This is a genomic window from Streptomyces sp. NPDC007863, from assembly GCF_040633895.1.
GTDB lineage: Bacteria > Actinomycetota > Actinomycetes > Streptomycetales > Streptomycetaceae > Streptomyces.
The window spans coordinates 28,606-45,608 of record NZ_JBEYEI010000029.1; the positions used below are offsets into that span (position 1 = coordinate 28,606).

The 17,003-nt window shown below is 69.9% G+C and carries 16 protein-coding genes and 2 pseudogenes; 8 read left to right on the forward strand and 10 right to left on the reverse strand.

The window, feature by feature from the left end; genetic code table 11:
* Positions 1-21: 21 nt before the first annotated feature.
* Complete coding sequence (locus ABZ621_RS34020; protein WP_360610503.1) at positions 22-2,040, reverse strand: AMP-binding protein; 2,019 nt, start codon at positions 2,038-2,040, stop codon at positions 22-24.
* Between the two features lie 180 nt (positions 2,041-2,220).
* Between ABZ621_RS34020 and ABZ621_RS34025 the strand changes: the two genes are divergently transcribed.
* Together ABZ621_RS34025 and ABZ621_RS34030 are read left to right on the forward strand one after the other, a co-directional pair.
* Positions 2,221-2,919 carry a hypothetical protein gene (locus tag ABZ621_RS34025; protein ID WP_360610505.1) on the forward strand — a complete coding sequence of 233 codons (699 nt, stop codon included), beginning with the start codon at positions 2,221-2,223 and terminating at the stop codon, positions 2,917-2,919.
* 780 nt (positions 2,920-3,699) lie between these two features.
* Positions 3,700-3,825: pseudogene (locus tag ABZ621_RS34030) on the forward strand (IS5/IS1182 family transposase); the annotation flags it as partial.
* 602 nt (positions 3,826-4,427) lie between these two features.
* Here ABZ621_RS34030 and ABZ621_RS34035 read toward each other — a convergent pair.
* Positions 4,428-5,213 carry a TetR/AcrR family transcriptional regulator gene (locus ABZ621_RS34035; protein ID WP_360610507.1) on the reverse strand — a complete coding sequence of 262 codons (786 nt, stop codon included), beginning with the start codon at positions 5,211-5,213 and terminating at the stop codon, positions 4,428-4,430.
* 183 nt (positions 5,214-5,396) lie between these two features.
* Between ABZ621_RS34035 and ABZ621_RS34040 the strand changes: the two genes are divergently transcribed.
* Positions 5,397-6,416 carry a hypothetical protein gene (locus tag ABZ621_RS34040; protein ID WP_360610509.1) on the forward strand — a complete coding sequence of 340 codons (1,020 nt, stop codon included), beginning with the start codon at positions 5,397-5,399 and terminating at the stop codon, positions 6,414-6,416.
* Positions 6,417-6,465: 49 nt separating this feature from the next.
* Positions 6,466-7,377, forward strand: coding sequence for a class I SAM-dependent methyltransferase (locus tag ABZ621_RS34045; RefSeq protein ID WP_360610510.1), 912 nt, complete (start codon positions 6,466-6,468; stop codon positions 7,375-7,377).
* A 92-nt stretch (positions 7,378-7,469) separates the two neighbouring features.
* Here ABZ621_RS34045 and ABZ621_RS34050 read toward each other — a convergent pair whose 3' ends face one another.
* On the reverse strand, positions 7,470-8,045 hold the full coding sequence (locus ABZ621_RS34050; protein ID WP_360610581.1) for an HD domain-containing protein: 576 nt from the start codon (positions 8,043-8,045) through the stop codon (positions 7,470-7,472).
* Positions 8,046-8,233: 188 nt separating this feature from the next.
* Here ABZ621_RS34050 and ABZ621_RS34055 point away from each other — a divergent pair, with 188 nt between their 5' ends.
* A complete protein-coding gene (locus ABZ621_RS34055; protein ID WP_360610512.1) occupies positions 8,234-8,827 on the forward strand; it encodes a recombinase family protein in 594 nt (197 codons plus the stop codon).
* 376 nt (positions 8,828-9,203) lie between these two features.
* Entirely contained in the window at positions 9,204-9,761 is a 558-nt protein-coding gene (locus tag ABZ621_RS34060) for a hypothetical protein (protein ID WP_360610514.1), read from the forward strand.
* A 210-nt stretch (positions 9,762-9,971) separates the two neighbouring features.
* Here ABZ621_RS34060 and ABZ621_RS34065 read toward each other — a convergent pair whose 3' ends face one another.
* The 3 genes from ABZ621_RS34065 to ABZ621_RS34075 form a co-directional block, all read right to left on the reverse strand.
* Positions 9,972-10,253 carry a hypothetical protein gene (locus ABZ621_RS34065; protein ID WP_360610516.1) on the reverse strand — a complete coding sequence of 94 codons (282 nt, stop codon included), beginning with the start codon at positions 10,251-10,253 and terminating at the stop codon, positions 9,972-9,974.
* A 550-nt stretch (positions 10,254-10,803) separates the two neighbouring features.
* Entirely contained in the window at positions 10,804-11,157 is a 354-nt protein-coding gene (locus ABZ621_RS34070) for a hypothetical protein (protein WP_360610518.1), read from the reverse strand.
* Between the two features lie 873 nt (positions 11,158-12,030).
* On the reverse strand, positions 12,031-12,999 hold the full coding sequence (locus ABZ621_RS34075) for an SDR family NAD(P)-dependent oxidoreductase (RefSeq protein WP_360610520.1): 969 nt from the start codon (positions 12,997-12,999) through the stop codon (positions 12,031-12,033).
* A 55-nt stretch (positions 13,000-13,054) separates the two neighbouring features.
* Here ABZ621_RS34075 and ABZ621_RS34080 point away from each other — a divergent pair, with 55 nt between their 5' ends.
* Entirely contained in the window at positions 13,055-13,477 is a 423-nt protein-coding gene (locus ABZ621_RS34080; RefSeq protein ID WP_360610522.1) for a MerR family transcriptional regulator, read from the forward strand.
* Positions 13,478-13,974: 497 nt separating this feature from the next.
* Positions 13,975-14,385 carry an ASCH domain-containing protein gene (locus tag ABZ621_RS34085; protein ID WP_360610524.1) on the forward strand — a complete coding sequence of 137 codons (411 nt, stop codon included), beginning with the start codon at positions 13,975-13,977 and terminating at the stop codon, positions 14,383-14,385.
* 91 nt (positions 14,386-14,476) lie between these two features.
* On the opposite strand, the gene ABZ621_RS34090 is transcribed toward ABZ621_RS34085, so the two are convergent.
* The 4 genes and pseudogenes from ABZ621_RS34090 to ABZ621_RS34105 form a co-directional block, all read right to left on the reverse strand.
* Positions 14,477-14,677, reverse strand: coding sequence for a hypothetical protein (locus ABZ621_RS34090; protein ID WP_360610526.1), 201 nt, complete (start codon positions 14,675-14,677; stop codon positions 14,477-14,479).
* A 154-nt stretch (positions 14,678-14,831) separates the two neighbouring features.
* Positions 14,832-15,026 (reverse strand): annotated as a pseudogene (locus ABZ621_RS34095) (cation transporter); the annotation flags it as partial.
* Positions 15,027-15,778: 752 nt separating this feature from the next.
* Positions 15,779-16,090 (reverse strand): hypothetical protein, encoded by a 312-nt coding sequence (locus ABZ621_RS34100; RefSeq protein WP_360610528.1) that lies wholly within the window; start codon positions 16,088-16,090, stop codon positions 15,779-15,781.
* Between the two features lie 404 nt (positions 16,091-16,494).
* The gene (locus ABZ621_RS34105; RefSeq protein WP_360610530.1) at positions 16,495-16,995 is read right to left on the reverse strand and encodes a PIN domain-containing protein; all 501 of its coding nucleotides are present in this window, start codon (positions 16,993-16,995) and stop codon (positions 16,495-16,497) included.
* Positions 16,996-17,003 lie beyond the last annotated feature (8 nt).

Below are 17,003 nucleotides of genomic sequence, written 5' to 3' on the forward strand. Positions count from 1 at the left end.
ACGGGCCCGATGGGCGGGTGATCAGTCGAAGTCCAGGTCGAACGGGTCGCTCCGCCTGCCGACGTACAAGGCGACGACGGCGCCCGCGATCATCAGGGGGATGTTGAACGCGTAGACCAGCGCGGCCTGCTGGGGCCAGTCGTCCTTGGCGGCCAACCGGTAGAAGTTGTCCTGCGGCCACCACGCCATCAGCAGGTAGGACACCGAGAGGTGCGCCAGTGTGGTGAGCCGGCGGCCCTGCCGCCGCCGGCGGAGCATCACGCGTCGGCCGAAGAGCAGGAACATCGTCCCGACGCCGAACGCCAGGCATTCGAAGAGGTACAGCACGACGAAGAAGAAGGCCCAGGGAGCCGGTACCGCGTCGACCTCGGTGGATCCAGGCCACAGGACGTCGGTCAGGGCGAGCGCGAGGGCCATCACGACCCACGTCCCGCAGCCGGCGAGGGCGGGCAGGGGGGAGGAGTCGCCCGAACCGCCGCCCCCGGCCTTCCCGGCCTTGGCGCCGGGCCCCGGCAGCGGGGCGAGCACGGGCAGAGGAAGGGCGGAACGGTCCTCCTGCCCCGCCCGGTTGCGGGGCAGCGCACGGAGGCGGACCACGGTGCGCGGAACGTCCTCGGCGGGTACCCGGTCCCGGAGGTGGACGCGCAGGCCCGCGGCGCTGGGCAGAGCGGCGCCCGGTACCAGGGCCTCCCCGTCGGCCGGCGGAGTCACGTAGGCGACGAGGCGGCGCGGGCCGCGCTTCCCGTCGACGCCGTTCACGACGACCGCGCCGACGCCCTCGTGCCCGCGGATGGCGGACTCGACCGGGTACGGGTCGAGGGTGCGGCCGTCCGGCAGCGCGATGTGGTGCCGGGTCCGGCCGCCGAACTCCAGCAGCCCGTCCTCACGCCACCGGCCCAGATCCCCGGTGGGTATCGCCTCGCCTCCGCCGGGCGGGGTGAGGTGGATCTCCCCGTCGCGCACCTCGGCACGGCAGCCCGGGAAGGCCTTGCCGAGCAGGGAGACCTGCTCCGGTGCGTCGAGCGGGCCGGGCAGGTGCGGGACCTCGAACCAGGTGCCGGTGCCGGCGGTCTCGGCGGTGCCGTAGACGTTGAGCACGCGTGTGCCGGGAGGGAGCCGTTTCTGAAGCGCCGCTTGCTCGTCGAGGTAGAGACGGTCGCCCGACACCGCGATCAGCCGCAACGTCCGCAGCGGAGGCCGGGAGCCGTCGCGGGCTTGGGCGGCACCGGCCGCTTCCCGTCGGGGAGAGGGGAGTCCGGTGGCGACGGCGGGTCCGGCGTGCAGGACGGTGACGCGTTCGCGCTCGACGACGGCCGCGATGTCCGACGGCGTCGCGGGCGGCTTCGAGGGGAGGACGAGACCGCCGCCGGAACACAGGGCACGCGTCCACCCCGTGGCGAACTCCGTGACATCCGTGCCGGCGACGATGAGGTGCCGGTCCTCGGGCGTCAGCCGCGCCACCTCCGCCCACCCCTCGTACGCGGCCAGCAGCAGCTCCTGCCCGAGGACCACGGCGCGCGGCTCGGCCGCCCCGGTGAAGACGCGAGCGGCGACGGGCCCGTGGACGGCCGGCGCGGGCGCCGGTTCCGGGACGCCTGGCTCTTCGGCGTCCGAATCCCGCTCCTCCCCGACGGGGTGCACCGTCAGGCCGCTTCCGTCGTCCAGGGCCGCCCGACCGACGGCGTCGGTCAGCAGCGCGAACGGCTCGACGGCCGCGAGCTGACGTCGTCCGACGTGAGGGTGCTCCGCGTCGACGACGGCGTAGACCCCGCCGGCCTTGAGCACCCCGAGCAGGGCCACGACCAGGGAAACCCGACGGGAGGTGCCGACCGCGACGACTCCGCCGGGCAGGAGGCCCGACGCGACGAGGCGCCGTGCGAGGCGGTCGGCCCGCGCGTCCAGCCGCGCGTAGGTCAGACTCTCCGCACCGGCGATGAGGGCAGGCGCGTCGGGAGTGTTCCGTGCCCACACTTCGAAGCGACGCAGGACATGGTCAGTGGCGTTCTCTCCCCGGCGATCGGACTCGGATCCTCGCGTCATGAACCGATCATGACACCACCGGCCGTTGCGGGTCATCAATAAGTCCCGCTGCATATAAGCCAGTTGACGATCATCGAGGCGTGGGCAATCTTGGGTTCGGGGAACCGCGTGACGCGTGCGGACCGTCCCCGCTCGTACGTCGCACCATCGGCAGCCCTTCCGCAGCGGTTGGAGTCGTACATGGCGGAGCAGGAAAGCACGGGTGGAAGTCCGGCCGGCGGGTCCGAGGAGGGGCTGTCGCCCGCGGAGTCGACGGGAAAGTCGCTCTTGTGGGTGTTCCTCTCCGCCGCCGTCATCCTGTTCGGCGTCTTCCGTCTCGCGTCGTCGCTCTCGGACGTGTTCGGCGACCACTCCGATGCGCGCCCCGGCCCCGTGGTCCGGTTCGACACCTTCGAGGCGGGGGAGTGCGGTGGGCCCGATCCCGCGAAGCCGGGAAGTTACCGGCAGTACCCGTGTGACGGCACCGCGGCCACCTTCAAGGCGCTGGAGGTCAAGAACCTGATCACCGCGGCCATCCGGGGCTCCGGCCAGTGCCCGCCCGGCACGGACCTGGTCATCGGCCTGAAGACGCACTGGGCGTTCCGCGCGACCGAGGATCCGGCCTTGGCGGAGATACCCGACGGCATCGTCTGCGGACGCAACCTCTCGGACGACCATCCCGGCGATCCGGGGCGCGGTGGCGGCCAGGTGGTCGTGGGCGACTGCCTGACGGCCACCGGAGCCGAGACCCCGTGCGCGGCGAAGAAGCCGGCTCCCGCCCGCAAGGTCCTCGCCATCGTCGGCACCCGGGCCGACTGTCCCGCCGCCACCGTCGGCACCCAGCCCCTGGCGCGCCCGCTGGGTCGCACCTTCGACGTCGTCTGCGCCGGCAAGCCGTGATCACCTGTTTCCCGACCGGCGGTCCGGCGGCGACGCGTCCCTTCTGCGCCGGTACACCGGCGCCGTCCCCGGATCCCGCCGCTCGGCGGGCCTCGTAGCCACGCTCTGGATGATCTCCGATCGGCGCTCCGCCACCGACGTCGGCGCGGACGCCTCGCTGCTTTCGCCCGGCCCCGGGACGGGGTACGGATTCGGCCGGCTCCCGCACGCCCGGCTCGCGGTCATCGCAGGCGGGGCCGGTCAGCGCGAGTCCGGTTGCCGGAACTCGTCGAATCGTTGAACGAGGCTCTCGTATGCTCCTGTGCACGCACCATGGATCACGTCACCGGGGCAGCCCTCGGTGGGCAGACGAATTCGAGCGCCGGGCGGGGGCCGCGAGGACGAGGATCGCACCCCAGAGGGATGTTCTCGCCTGTCACCACCGGCGAAGGTGGGGGCGTCTTGGTGGCGCCTGTTTCCACGTGTTGGAGCCGGGTTCTGGTGGTGGGGTTGTGTATCGGTTCTTCGGTCGCTTGGGCCTCTGCTGTCGCGGGTGCGGTGAGTGGGGGGAACGCTCGCCGTGGTTCCTCACCACCGAACTCACCATGCCCAGGGTTGCTCACCACAGTGCTCACCATGGGTTGTTCTCCGGACCCCTGGGGTGGATCGTCTGTTCCGGTGAAAGTGGTTCAGGAAGGTTCTGCCGCGGGGGAGAAGTACTGGTCAGGATGTCTGCTCCCCATATGCGCGGGGATGCGCCCGTGCCAGGTCGACTTCGCAGGACAGGACTTCCTTCTCCCTGTCGGGCGGGCGATCAACCGCCTGAAGCAGTCTCGGGCGGCGGTCGCCACTCGCTACGGCAAACGCGGCTACGTCTTCCTCGGCACCGCCGCCGCGGCGGCCGTCGCCATCTGGCTCCGAACGTGAACTCCTACGCGACCCAGCAGTAGACGGCGTGATCCTGGCGCCGGGCGCTGCTGGCGAGACCAGCCAGGTCACCCACGATCGCCTCGGCGATCTCCGTGTCGATGGCCTCGCCGTCCTCCGCGCGCAGCTGAGCCCATGAGGTGGCGATGTCCCTCAACCCGGAGTGCCCGGCGTCCCACAACCATGATCGGCCGGAAAAGTCCTGGGCGGCTCGGTTGGCTGACCGGTGGACCCGGCCCAGGCCCGGGGGCCTGGGCGCAGGTACGGGGCGCACGAACATCTGCCACCTCACCGACAGACGCGACTGCCGAACGACGGTCCCCTGATGGCGACCCGTGGCCCGCCCTGCCCCGCAGGAGCAGGCACCCGACCTCCGCGCCGTCGCCTGCCTCCCCTAGCTCCCGACGGAGCTCGCATTCGGCTGCTTCCGACCGGTTGGAAACAGAACAGGCAGGCGGAGTCGGCCGAGCTCTTCGACCGCTGGCCGCTCCGGTGGTGATTGACACCCGCGGGGACCCGGTACGAGGGGTGAAGTGTCGGTCGGGCGCCGGACCGCGGCCACGGCGGGGCCGGCGGGGGTCGCCGTACCTATGGGGCACCGGTCATCCCGTGTGGTCGTCGGAGGCTTCGACGGTCACCGCGCGAAGGAAGGACTGCGCGAAGAACTCGATGGCCTCGTCGGTGGTGGGCAGGTCGGTCCCTGGCAAGAGCTCGACGGTGGGACGCAGAAGGAAGTGGATGAGGAGGGGGCCCATCAGCTGGCGCGTGAGGAGCAACGGGGGAAGGTCCCGGACGTGGCCGGCGGCGATCTCGTCGGTGAGCCACTGTCCGAGACCGCCCAGGATGCGGGGAACGACATGCCGGGAGAGGGCCTGGACGGCCGGGTCGCCGGGGCGGGCGAGAGCGTCGGCGATCATGGCCGGGAGGACCCGCGGTTCGCGGTTGAGGGTGTCGACGAGCAGGCGGTAGATGGTGCGGACGGTGGACGGGAAGTCCTCGCGGGGGCCCGCGAGGACGGCTTCGACGTCCAGTACGGGGCTGTGGCGCTCGTAGACGGCCTGCAGCAGTCCGTCCCGGCCGCCGAACGCCGCGTACAGACTGTGGACGGAACACTGGGCTCCATCGGCCACCCGTTCCAGCGTGACAGCTGCCAACCCCTGCTCGCCGATCAGTTCGGCAGCGGCCTCGACCGCCCGCGTCCGGACCGGCTTCTGCTCTCCCGGGTCCACGCCGGCGGCACGGACCGCCTCGTCCAGTGCGCCACGGCTGCCGCCGAGGCGGCGCAGCAACGTGCTGCGGGAGATGCCCGCCTCGTGGGCGACGGCGAGCAAGGGGACTTCGACGACCGGCACCCCTTTGGCGCGGGAGGCCCTCAGTGCTGCCTGCACGACGTCGTCCGGCACATTCCGTGATGGGTCACGCTCAAGGTTTGACACATGGATAAGGATACCCTGTAATCAGGTTCCATTGCCTGGGTGGCACGGCCGCCGAGGGATTCGCGGCACACCGCACCGACGATCGCCCCGCGCCGGGTGGCGTGCCGCCAGGTCGCCCCGAAGGAGAACCAGCCCATGTCCCAGCAGCCCAGCCCTTCCGCAGAAGTGAGCCGCTCACAGCCAGGCGCGGCCCGGAAGCTGGTGGCCGTGCTCCTCGGGCTGACAGCGGCCGTCGTCCTGATGCTGTGCGCGTTCGCCCTGCCCAGCGTCAACGGCGGCCCGCACGAGGTCCCGGTCGGCGTGGCCGGACCGCAGGCCGCCACCGAGGGGCTGAGGAACAGCCTCGACGGACCCGAGTGGGACGTCACCGTCTACGACGACGCGAAGGCCCTCACCGCCGCTGTCGAGGAGAGGGAGATACCCGGAGGCGTGGTCATCTCCCCTGGGAAGATCGACATCTACACGGCCACCGCCGGAGCCCCGATGGCCTCCAACGCACTGACCGCCCTCGGAAACGCCGCCGCGGCCCAGCAGCAGGTTCGGCCCACCGTCCACGAACTCGCGCCCTACCCGGACGACGACCCCCGTGGAGCCGGCTTCGGCGCGGCCGGTCTGCCCCTGGTCTTCGGCGGCATGATCCCCGCCATCGCCCTCACCCGGCTCTTCCCCGGCCCCGCGGGCCTGCGCACACGCCTCACCGGCGTCGTGCTCTTCTCCCTCCTCGCCGGGGCCGCCGTCACCGCGTTCCTCCAGTACGGCACCGGGTCGCTGACCGGCGACTACTGGGTCACCGCACTCGGACTGAGCCTGGGCATGGCTGCCCTGTCCACGACCTTCATCGGACTGGAGGCCCTGCTGGGCTTCGCCGGACTCGGCGCCGGAGCCGCGGTGATGATGCTTCTCGGCAACCCCTTGTCCGGCCTCGCCACCGGCCCCTACTGGCTGCCCTCCGGCTGGGCGACCTTCGGCCAGCTCCTGCCGCCCGGCGCGTCGGGCAGCCTCCTGCGCGCCAACGCCTACTTCGACGGAACCGGAGCCCAGGCCCCGCTCCTGACCCTCGCGGCCTGGGTCGCGCTCGGCCTCGTCCTGCTCCTGGTGGCCGACCGCCGCGGCGCCGGGGTCGCAGCCGCCCAGCCGCAAGCAGCGGCACTCTGACCCCTCCCACCAACCGCACGGACCACCCGCGCAGTGCCGTGCGGAAGTCGTGCCGGAGCTCGGGGTCGGGCACGGCCGCGACGCCCTGTACTTCGCCCGCGAGGGCTTCACCGTCCACGCCACCGCCTTCAGCCCGGCCGGCCTGGATCAGCGGCGGGCCGCCGCCTGCGCCGGGCGGGTCGAGGAGCGGGTGACGACCACGGTGCACGACGTCCGGGAGCCGCTGCCGCTGCCGGACGCCTCGGTGGACGCGGTCTTCGCGCACATGCTGCTGTGGATGGCGCTGTCGACCCAGGAGCTCCACAACCTGGTCGGCGAGGTCCGACGCGTACTGCGACCCGGCGGGACCTTCGTCTGCACCGTCCGGCGCACCGGCGACGCCTCCTACGGCGCGGGCACCGGGCACCGGGCACCGGGCACGCGGCGACGTCTGGGAGCACGGAGGCTTCGCGGTGCACCCCCCCGCGACCTGGTCGACGCTCTCGCCGACGGCTGGCAGCTGGGAGAGACGCACGCCTTCGAGGAGGGCGGCCTGCCTCGAAGCTGTGGCGCGTCACCCAGACCCTGCCCCGTTGGCCGCCGCCCCGACACCTGCTCCCAGCCTCATCATCGCCGGCACAGGTCTGCTGTGCGTCACTCTCCTGCCCGCCGGGTGTCACAGGAACGGCCCCACCCGCCACAGCCCGGCCCCCAGCGACACCGGCCAGCCGGAGTACGCCCTGCACTCGGCCGCGTCGGTCGCCTGAACCGCTCTCACTCCTCGTCGACTGCGTCCATGTCACGCAGGGGCCGCAGGCCGCCGGCAGGTTTGGCAGGGCGAAGGGGGAGCGGCCCAGCCTCTCCCTACGGCCGGTTCGAGCTGGACATGAACAGCCGCCTTCAGCTGGACCCGACCGCCCCAGCCGCGACCGTGCCCGCCCGGCGCCGCGCGCAGGACGAGGCGGCACCGGCCGGAAGGTGATGCCCGGTTCCGGGCTCGGGCGGTCGGAGCGTTCCGCTCCGGGCAGGCACCCGTGGCGGCCGCCGGCGGCAGCCAGGGCGGCGGCGAACTCATCAGGTGTGGATCGGGAAGGACGCCTGGAACGCCAGGCGTTTGTCGGCCTCGTCGCCGATGCGGGAGAGGACCTCGTCGAGCGCGAGGAACTCCTCCCACGCCGGCCGACCGGTGGCCGAGGCCAACTTGGCCACGACGAGGTCCTCCAGGTCGGGAACGCGCTGGTTCTTCCAGATCTTGTCGGCGAGGCTCACCAGGAGGTCCTCCAGAACGACGTCCGATCGCGTCCACGACGCGTGGGTCGCGGCGAAGCGGGCGAGCTCTGTGCTGACGCCGCGTTCGAGCAGCAGGGCCCGCCCGGTCTCCTCATGCGCCGACCCGGGCCCGGAGAGTTCGGCCAGGTGCACCGTCTTGCCTATGTCGTGCGTCGCGGCCCCGAACAGCGCCGCCTCCCGGTCGATCACCACGGAGGGACAGTGCTCCTCTACCCAGAGGACCAGCTGATGCGCGACGTCGTGGACGGCACGTAGGTGGGCCGCTAGCCGAGGGGGACCGCCCAGCACGGACAGAAGGGCTGCGACACGATCTGGCAGCGGGAGCAGGGGCGGGTCGGCGGTGCCGCTCACGGCTCTCAAGAAGACGGTGTCGGTTGTCACCGCGTCAGGGTACTGACCGAGGCCGTCGATGGTGTCCGACAGGGGATCCCTCACCAGGACGACCAGAACCGCCCTTCCCGAACCGCTCGGACCCGCGCATACGCCGTCTCGCATAGGCGGTCCGCGAAATTGTCCGGTGGAGGGGGCGCCAACGGTACGCTCGCCCAGTGGGAGAACTCATCGGCTACGCCAGATGCTCGACCGTCGAACAAGACCCCACCGCCCAACGCGAGACCCTCACCGTGCTCGGCGTCCCCGACGACCGGATCCACCTCGACAAGGGACTCACAGGCACCAGCCGCGCCCGGCCCGGACTCGACCAGGCGCCGGCCGCCGTCCGCCCCGGCGACACCCTGGTCGTGCCCAGACTCGATCGACTCGCCCGCTCCGTTCCCGACGTCCGCGACATCGGCGACACCCTGGTCGCCCGCGGTGTCCGCCTCTCTCTGGTCGGCGGCGTCTACGACCCGGCCGACCCCATGTCGAAGATGGTCTTCAACATGCTGACCGTCTTCGCAGAGTTCGAGGCCGACCTACTGAAGACGCGCACGCGCGAGGGCATGGCCGTCGCCCGCGCCCGCGGCAAACTCAAGGGCCGCCGGCCCAAGCTGTCAGCGCGCCAGCAGGCCGAACTCGTCTGCATGCACGCCACCGGCGACTACACGATCGCCGAACTGATGGAGGTGTTCTCCGTAGGCCGCGCAACCATATACCGCGTCCTCGATCGCGCCGGGCAAGGCCGGACAGGAGGTGCGGCATGAGGCGCCGCGAGTCCGAGCTCGACCGGGACATAGCCGCGCTCCTGGCGGCCAGGGCCTTCATCGAGATCCGTCATCTGGCCGGGAGCACGCTGCACGAGTCGGGAGACAGCCCCGAAGAGACACTCGTACGCATCAGGTTCCTGGCCAACCTGGCCCACAACCTGCCTGGCGTCGCACGCCCGCGTCCCGCCACGCCGTCCCGCCTGGGCGCGGGCCCTGGGAGCCGGGAACAGGCGATGGCCGCTCGGCCGATGACCGGGTCTGGCACACCGCCGGCCCGAAGGGGCAGGCGTGGATCCTGCGCCACATCGAACAAGCGGGACGAACCTGGACACCGCCCCCGCCCCTGCCGGCGCGCCGCAAGGGCCCGTCACCGATGACACCGTGGCAGCGGGCCGGACTCCTGCTCGGACGTTGGCCCGTCAGGACCCCCGCCGGACGCCAGCCGCTGCCCGCAGCGGCGAACGTCCTCAAGCCCCTCGACACCGAAACGCTCTGCGCACTGTACGACGAGGCACGACGGCTCCGGCTCGGCCTGGGCGGAGGAGGACCGTGGCTCCGAGCTCACCTGGATCCCGACGGCGTTCACTACCTGCTGCCGAACCCAGCCTCGTACTACTGGCCCGGCACCCCGGTCAGCGATGGCGAGATCGGCTGGTGGCAATGCACCGCACTGCTGTGGATGCGCGACGGAGAGCAGGCGAGCGGCATGGTCGCCGTTCTCCCGGAGACCTTCACGGCGCTGCCCTCGACCCTGCCCCGGCGGCAACAGCGTCGCCTTGCTCACCGCGCCCGATCCACCGAACGCGACTCCTACCTCTGGGGCCGGGGCCACAAGGCCGAGTGCACCCCGGAATTCTGCGGCTACGCCCCCGAAGCAACCAACAGCCCCGACGACACCATGACGACCGCCGGCGACGGCGCCACGAGGTGACTGATCACAGCCCCGGCTCCTGAGAGCTCCTTGTCACTTCGGGGCAGCCTCGGGAGCACAGAGGCCGTACCGTCGACCCTCGCGCCCGGTTCAGCCGCGAGCATCACCCTGCGCGGTCCACCGCCGCCGCAAGCCCACCAACAACCCAGACACTTACGGAATTTGATCAAGACTTGGCGGGGCCGGGATGGCGCGTGAAATGCTCACGGTTTACCATTCGATGTGGACATGGACAGTATTATTGGAGCTGGGGTCGCCGCTGACCGTAATCTTGTAGTGCAGGTTAACGCCGGCGGGCACGGCAAACGACAAGCCCGCATCATCGGCACCGTTCGTATTTGTTTCTTGCTTATCGGCGTAGGTTGCGCCTTGGTCACCCTCGGACCATATTTCCACGCTGATATGCGTTTTGAATGCGCTAGAGAATGAGAACGATACAGATGTTGAGTTTTGATTGACAATCGTATCGTCAACAGGAGTGAAGCTCGACATTTAGAATGACGAAGTAGACATGATCTCCTCGCTAACTCCGGATGCAACCGCAATTTACCCTAGGCCCTTTGGCGTCGGCCCGGTGATGCTAGGTCGAAGGGCGCATCGGCTCTGGTGAGTGGGTGATGTTATTCGCCTGTTTCGCAGAGCCGGTGCCCCTCTATCCAGGATCGGCGTCGCAGTTATGACCAGTCGGAGTCGAATATGGAGAATCGGACGCCAGTCATTCCATCTGGATTTTGACCGGTTCCGCCTCGGCAGCCTCCGCCCCCTTCCGCTGAAAGGAAGTAGTGGGCGGCCGTCGGGTATGGGGTGTGTCCGCTTTCGTCTTGTTCCAAATCCCAATTGATAATCTGCGTCTCTTGTCCCCCTGGCGCGATCGAGCTGTAATGCCCATCAGCGGCATTTCCGGTCCCAAAGGGAGCTGCCGTAAGCCGCACTGTGCCGCCCGTGGCGATGGTACGACTTGATTTGTTGAATATCGTTGCCAGGATCGTAGTGCGGGTCACGCTCGAGTCCACTGCAGCCGCCACAGCCGAATCGATCTCTGTCATTGCGTATCTCCAATCTCACGTTTCTCAGCTGATAGAAACTCATACCCATGCCCTTGTTGGCGCGTAGCGTCCTGCCCACCGATCGCCGTCGAGACCTCCAGGCAGTCGCCCCCGGTCATCTCGCCGATCGTGCCGCGGGCGGTCAACCGTGGAGAAACTGGTATCCGATCCACACTCGGATTCGGGTGAGTCCGTTTCAGGTTCAGTCCTGTGTCGAACTGCGTACGCGGGATTTTCACCTGCCAGCTTTGCCGGCTTCTGCCGAGGCTTCGTCCCCAGAACTCCAGCGACGTAGGGGCCGTAAGGGGTGGGTTATCGCCGATTCCTTCCTCGGGCGGCAGCAGCGGCATCGTCTCAGCGTCTCGGGTGCTGACCCTGGGCAGCAACCCCTGGGTCGTCACGCCCTTGTCAGGCCGGCGCTGCTGATACTTCCCGCCGTGGTGCACCGCGCACGAGATCGCACCTTCGTGATGGGACGCTCCGACGAGCGCCGCACCGAAGCAGTTGATCTTCGCGTCGAAAGGGTCGCCCCGCTCGGTGAGTGGACGGGCTGGCCGTCTACCTGTTGCACTTCCAGTGTGTGCCCTAGTTCCCAGGCCTTCCAGTTGAGCCCATGCGTGGTCGTCCTCTGCAGTTGTTGAGGCGTCATCCAGTGCTACTGGGGCACTCCAGTACCACCTCCCCGCGGGTCCGAGGAGCGCACCTTCGGCTTCACGTAATTCCCCGTCCCTGTCTGGACGGTGGATCGGTGTGCGGCTCGGACGGCCAGACGAGTGGGGCCCCTGGCCTACGAGATCCTGGAGGGAGTCAGGCACCACTCCCCGAGCCCGAGCGGGGATGGCCCCCAGCGGAACGACTTGGCCATGACGCGCAGGTCCAACGTCGATGCCCTGTTCCCTGTTTGTGCGGGGATGGCCCCCTGGGCTGACGGACGAAGTACGGCGCTTCGGACTGCTCCCCGCCCACGCGGGGATGGCCCCGTCACCTCGATCGCCTCGCTCGGAACACCCGGCTGCTCCCCGCCGCGGGGGGTGGCCACTGGGTCGGCGGCGCCACCGGCAACATGGGCGCATCCCCGTGCGCGCGCGGGGATGGTGTCGACGTACTCGTCGAAGTGGCCCTGGCAAGATTTCCGTGAAGCCGGGGTATGCGATGTCGTGTTGTGTGTCGTCGGCTCTCTTGCAAGATCGGGAAGAGGGGTTCCAGGGGTGTGGAGTGCGAGGTCATGGCCTGATCGGGGTGGCGCCGGTGGCTGTGATGGACAGTTCCCACAGCCGTGCGGCCGCGTCGGGGTCGATGGCGTATGGGCGGACGCCGCCGTAGTCCATGGGTGTGGCGGGGGCGGAGACGCGCGCGATGTCGCAGTCCTCGAGGTAGAGGCCGCCGCGGTCTTCGAGCAGTGGGGAGGTGGCGCCCCACAGGCCGGTGGCGGCGCCCTGGGAGGGTGTTCTGAAGCCGGTGCCGGTCACGGTGCCGTGCTCGTCGATCCAGCCGCGGTCGATCTGTTCCTGGAGGGTCATCTCTCGCTGGAGGCCGGTGATGATCTTGCCCGGGTGGAGCGCGTACGCCCGGACGCCGTCGCTCTTCCCGAGGGTGTCGAGTGCTACGGCGAACAGGGCGTTGGCGGTCTTGGCCTGGCCGTAGGCCAGCCACTTGTCGTAGCCGGTACGGAAGTGCGGGTCGTGCCAGCGGATGTCGGTCAGGGCGTGTCCGGCTGAGCTGTTGACGACGACGCGCGCGCCGCCGGCGGCAAGGAGCGGGTAGAGCTCGCAGGCGAGCGTGAAGTGTCCGAAGTGGTTGACGGCGAGCTGGCTCTCCCAGCCGGGGCCGACGCGCCGCTCAGGGGTTGCCATGACGCCGGCGACGGCCATCAGGAGTTCGAGTCTGTCGACGGAGTCGAGGATCTGTGCGGTGGCGGAGCGCACGCTGGTGGGGTCCGCCAGGTCCATGGGGACGACGTCGCACCCCTCCACGTCCGCGAGGGCGGCGCGCGCGAGATCGGGGCGGCGTGCCGGGACGATGACCTGGGCCCCGGCGGCCGCCAGGCTTCGGGTGGTTTCGAGGCCGAGTCCGGAGGAGCCCCCGGTCACGACGGCGGTGGCGCCGGTGAGGTCAAGGCCGGCCATGACGTCCTCGGCGGTGCTGGAGGCGGAGAAGGGCGAGCCGAGCGGCTGCTGGTGACGGTTGGTCATGCGGACGACGCTAGGAGCTGGAGCGAGGTCTAGATCAAGTCCTATGGTGGGCGGCATGGCGACTGTCGACACGTCCGCGGAACTTCTGGGCATCGGTGAGGCGGCCGAGCGGACCGGACTCAGCGTGCACGCCTTGCGCTTCTATGAGCGCGAGGGCCTGCTGGTCGGACCGGTACGGCGCACCGCGGGCGGCCGTCGGCGCTACACCACGGCCGACATCGACTGGCTGCTGATCTGCGTCAGGCTGCGCGAATCCGGCATGCCGCTGGCGGACCTCAAACGGTTCGCCGACCTCGTGCGGCACGGCCCGGGCAACGAGGCGGAGCGACTTCAGATCCTCGACCTCCATCAGCGACGCGTGGAGGCACAGATCCGGGCGCTGGAGGAGTCCCGCGCGGTCATCGCCTGGAAAGTCGGCGTCTACGCCGAACACCTTGCGCGCGGCGAGGCCGGGGGACTCTGGGACCCCACGGGTTGAGCGTGCGGGCACGCCGGCGTCAGTTCTGCCCGTCCCGGCCGCGCCCGTGTCGTCCGGTGCCCATCCGCGGCTACCGGCGGATGGGACCGCGGCCACTGCGCAGGGGAGAACACCGTGGCACCTCCGCATCCACCCTGACCCTGAACAAAGCCACGGCCCCTTCTCACGCCCCTGCTGGGCCGGCTGGCGGCCCCGACCAGATCCCGCCACAACACCATGCCCCTGTGGCTGCGTCCGCCCCGCGTGATGATCGCGCCACGTTCTACGCGTGCGGTCGTACGCCACTCCCATGACCAGGGAGAAAACAGTGGCTGCGATGACTGATCCGGCTTAGAGTCCGGCAAGGAGGGGGCACTACGCGCAGTCTCCGCTTTGCGGTTTCCGGCTGGCCGGTCCTTTCTCCGGCGAGAGAGTCATTCCGCATCGCGAAAACAGCCCGAGCCCCCCCGCGCTGCGCACGAACGGCGTCACATCACAGGGATGGAGCAAGCAAGGCCATGTGGCCACGTATCAACGGTCTGCGCACTCTGGACCTGGGGACCGTGGGGGAGCTGCGCGCATGGCTCAACTCCCTGGTGCTGTCCGGCGCCAAGACGGCGACGGCGGGGGTCCTGGAGAGGGACTACCGTGCCGAGGGCGAAGAGCCCGAGGTCCCCGGCGAGCGACTGGTGCTCATCGACAGCGACGAGGCCGGGATCGCGGAGGTGGAGGTGACCTCGGTCGACATCGTTCCGTTCGCCTCGGTGACGTGGGAGTTCGCACAGGCAGAGGGGGAGGGCTACACGAGCCTCGCCCACTGGCGCGACGTCCATCTCGAGTACTGGAAGAGCGTCGGACAGGCCGTCGAGGACACCACGGACATCGTCTGCGTGCACTTCCGGCTCGTCGGAACCATGAGCCAGAACTGATCGGTGGCGCATCCGTCGGCGCGGGGACAGGTCCTTCGCTCCGTCCGCGAAGCCTCCTACACCGTTCCTAGGCGAGGTTCTGTCCCGCCGATCATGTCCGGAGCCAGATGATGGTTGCTGCGTTGGTGACGGTGCCCAGGCAGACGTGTGCGCGCTTGTCGTACCGCATGGACACGGCTCGGTGGTTTTCGAGCTTGTTGATCGACCGTTCCATGGTGTTGCGCTTCTTGTACCGTTCCTTGCCGAAGCCGGGTGGGCGTCCTCCTGCCCGACCCTGGCGTACGCCGTTCACGGCCTGATCGCTCTTCTCGGGGATGCACGGTTGTCACACTCCGTCAGCCGGGGGCACGCCCCACAGTCACATCAGCGCCTGTCCGTCAGGTTCGGCAGCCGGCGGCACCGGCTGACGTCCGCTGGCCAGTGCCCTCTCGTGGCGGGTGGTGCGGTCAGCAGCCGTCGCAGCCAGGGCGGCAGCCGCACGCGTCCGCCTCTGTGTCCGTGGACGGCATGGAGGTGGCGGCGGGGGCGCAGCAGCCATTGCACTGCCGGGCGTCGCGGCCTTCCTTGACCGCGATGGCGGCGATGACGAGGGCGGAGATCGGGTCGGCCCAGGAGCAGCCGAGCGTGGCGTTGAGGATTATCGGGTTCGGGAGGTGCTGCCGAATCCCGCGAACACGCCGGCGCACCACCGCGGGCTCACCGCTCCCGAACCCGTGCCGAAGCGCCGTCCGCCCCCGGGCTCTGACTCAACCGCGGGACGGGAAGTCCGCCCCCCCGCCCGTGGCAACGACCCGCTCGCACCCCCCAGCAGGCGGGAGGCCGAGCTGTAACCCGATCACGCGGGGACGGTCCCGTCACCTCGCCGGCCTGCGCCGGTCTGCAGGCAGACCGCCGCCCGGTCCCCGGCAAGGATCGGCGGCGGTCGTGGCGCGAGGGTGGAGTTCCGGTGGAGCGGCTGTCTCTGCCCGAGGACCACGATGATCCGCCGGGTCGATCCCCGTGCTCAGGCTTGACCCGCATGGCACTCCTGGGCGGGGCAGGCCCCTTCGCAGGCGCTCTGCTGGGGATTTGCCGGTCAGGAGGCGCGGAAGCTGCGGCCGTGCGCCTGGGCGTGGGTGAGGGAACCCAGGTCGGACTTGGGGTCCTTGACGTCCACCCGTTCCACCGGGCGGCTCAGGACCAACAGTCTCGGTGTCGTCCTCGTGCAGGTGTGGCACCACCACGTCACCCTCGTCACCGCCGCCCAGGCATTCTCACCCTTCAGCGCCTCGACAGAAGTGCCCACGCAGACCTGACTCACTATCAGGTCTTCGACACCCTCCAAGACCTGCTGCAGTGCTGGACCGGCACCTGCGCCACCTGATTGTCCGGTGTCGGTCTCGCCGTGAGATGGTCACGCGTTTCCGGCGTCCTGGACGGAGGACGCCTCGCCGCACGTGGCGCAGTAGTGGGTAGCGGTGGTACCGGCCGCCAGGGCGCGGTCCACGGCGGCGCGCGCCCTCCGTGTATCCCTGCTCTCGCCGCGGACGACGGCGATGGTTCCGACGAAGAGGAGCACCGCGACGGCGGCCCCCACCGCGGTGAGCCAGGGCAAGCCCCGGTCGTCGGCGTAAAATTTGCCCGCGGCCGCTGCCATGAGAGCGATCACCGTTCCCTCGGCGAAGTGGATGCACCCGCTGCCGTCGGTCGCGTCGGTGACCGCCACGGTGCCGGCCGTTCCGCACCGAGGACACACCACTGGCCCGTTCGCCGTCCCGCTGGGCGCTCCATTCGTCATGGCCTCATCATGCCGACTCTCTGCGTGTTCACGCCAACTAACCCGGCTGAGAGCAAGGCCGGGCGAGGCGGTCCGGAGCCGGGCAGGTGCCGGATTCTCCGCCCGGCCGACGGGCCGATTCGGTCGGCGCCGAAGACGAGGCTACCTTCGTCGGAGTCATTGCCGCCGCCACGCAACGGCCGGCCGTGGCATCGTCAGCGGCTCCCGCAAGACCTGCGTCAGATGAGAGTCATGAACGCAGCTCGCGCGCCCAGGGATTCAGCAGGAGGCGCCGTTCGATCTCCGGCAATGCGCGCATGTGGTGGTGAGCCGTCTCGACGGCCCTCGCGCCTTCAGCTGCATCGAGGGGCCCCGCCTTGATACGCAGGGCGACTGCTGACGAAGTAGGCTGATTCCTCGGGGTTGTTGCTCGCGTATGCGACGGCTGACAGCCAGATGGCCGCGTCCCGTCCTCCCGTCTTGCCCTGCTTCTCGGTCTTGGCTGGCGGGAGGCCGCTTACCTCGCGGCGTATAGCTTCCGGGAGGGCGGCCTCGCTCGCGGGTTTCGTCCCGACGAAGTCGGCGTACTTCCTCCGGCGCGCACGCCTCCCACACGGGTCCCATCTGCCACGGCGCGACCCTGCGGAGCGAGCCGATGGCCTGAGCGGCCGCGTCGTGTTGCTTCGGGTACTTCGCGTCCTGCTGGCCGGCGAGCTCCTCAACGACCATCCACGGCGCGGCGACCTCGACACCGGACTCCCTGATCGCCCGCAGAAGATCGCCGCATCCGCGCAGGACGCAAGCGTTCCGCAGCCTGCGTGGGCAGAATGTAGTTCCGGATTCGCCGTAATCACGTGGGGGC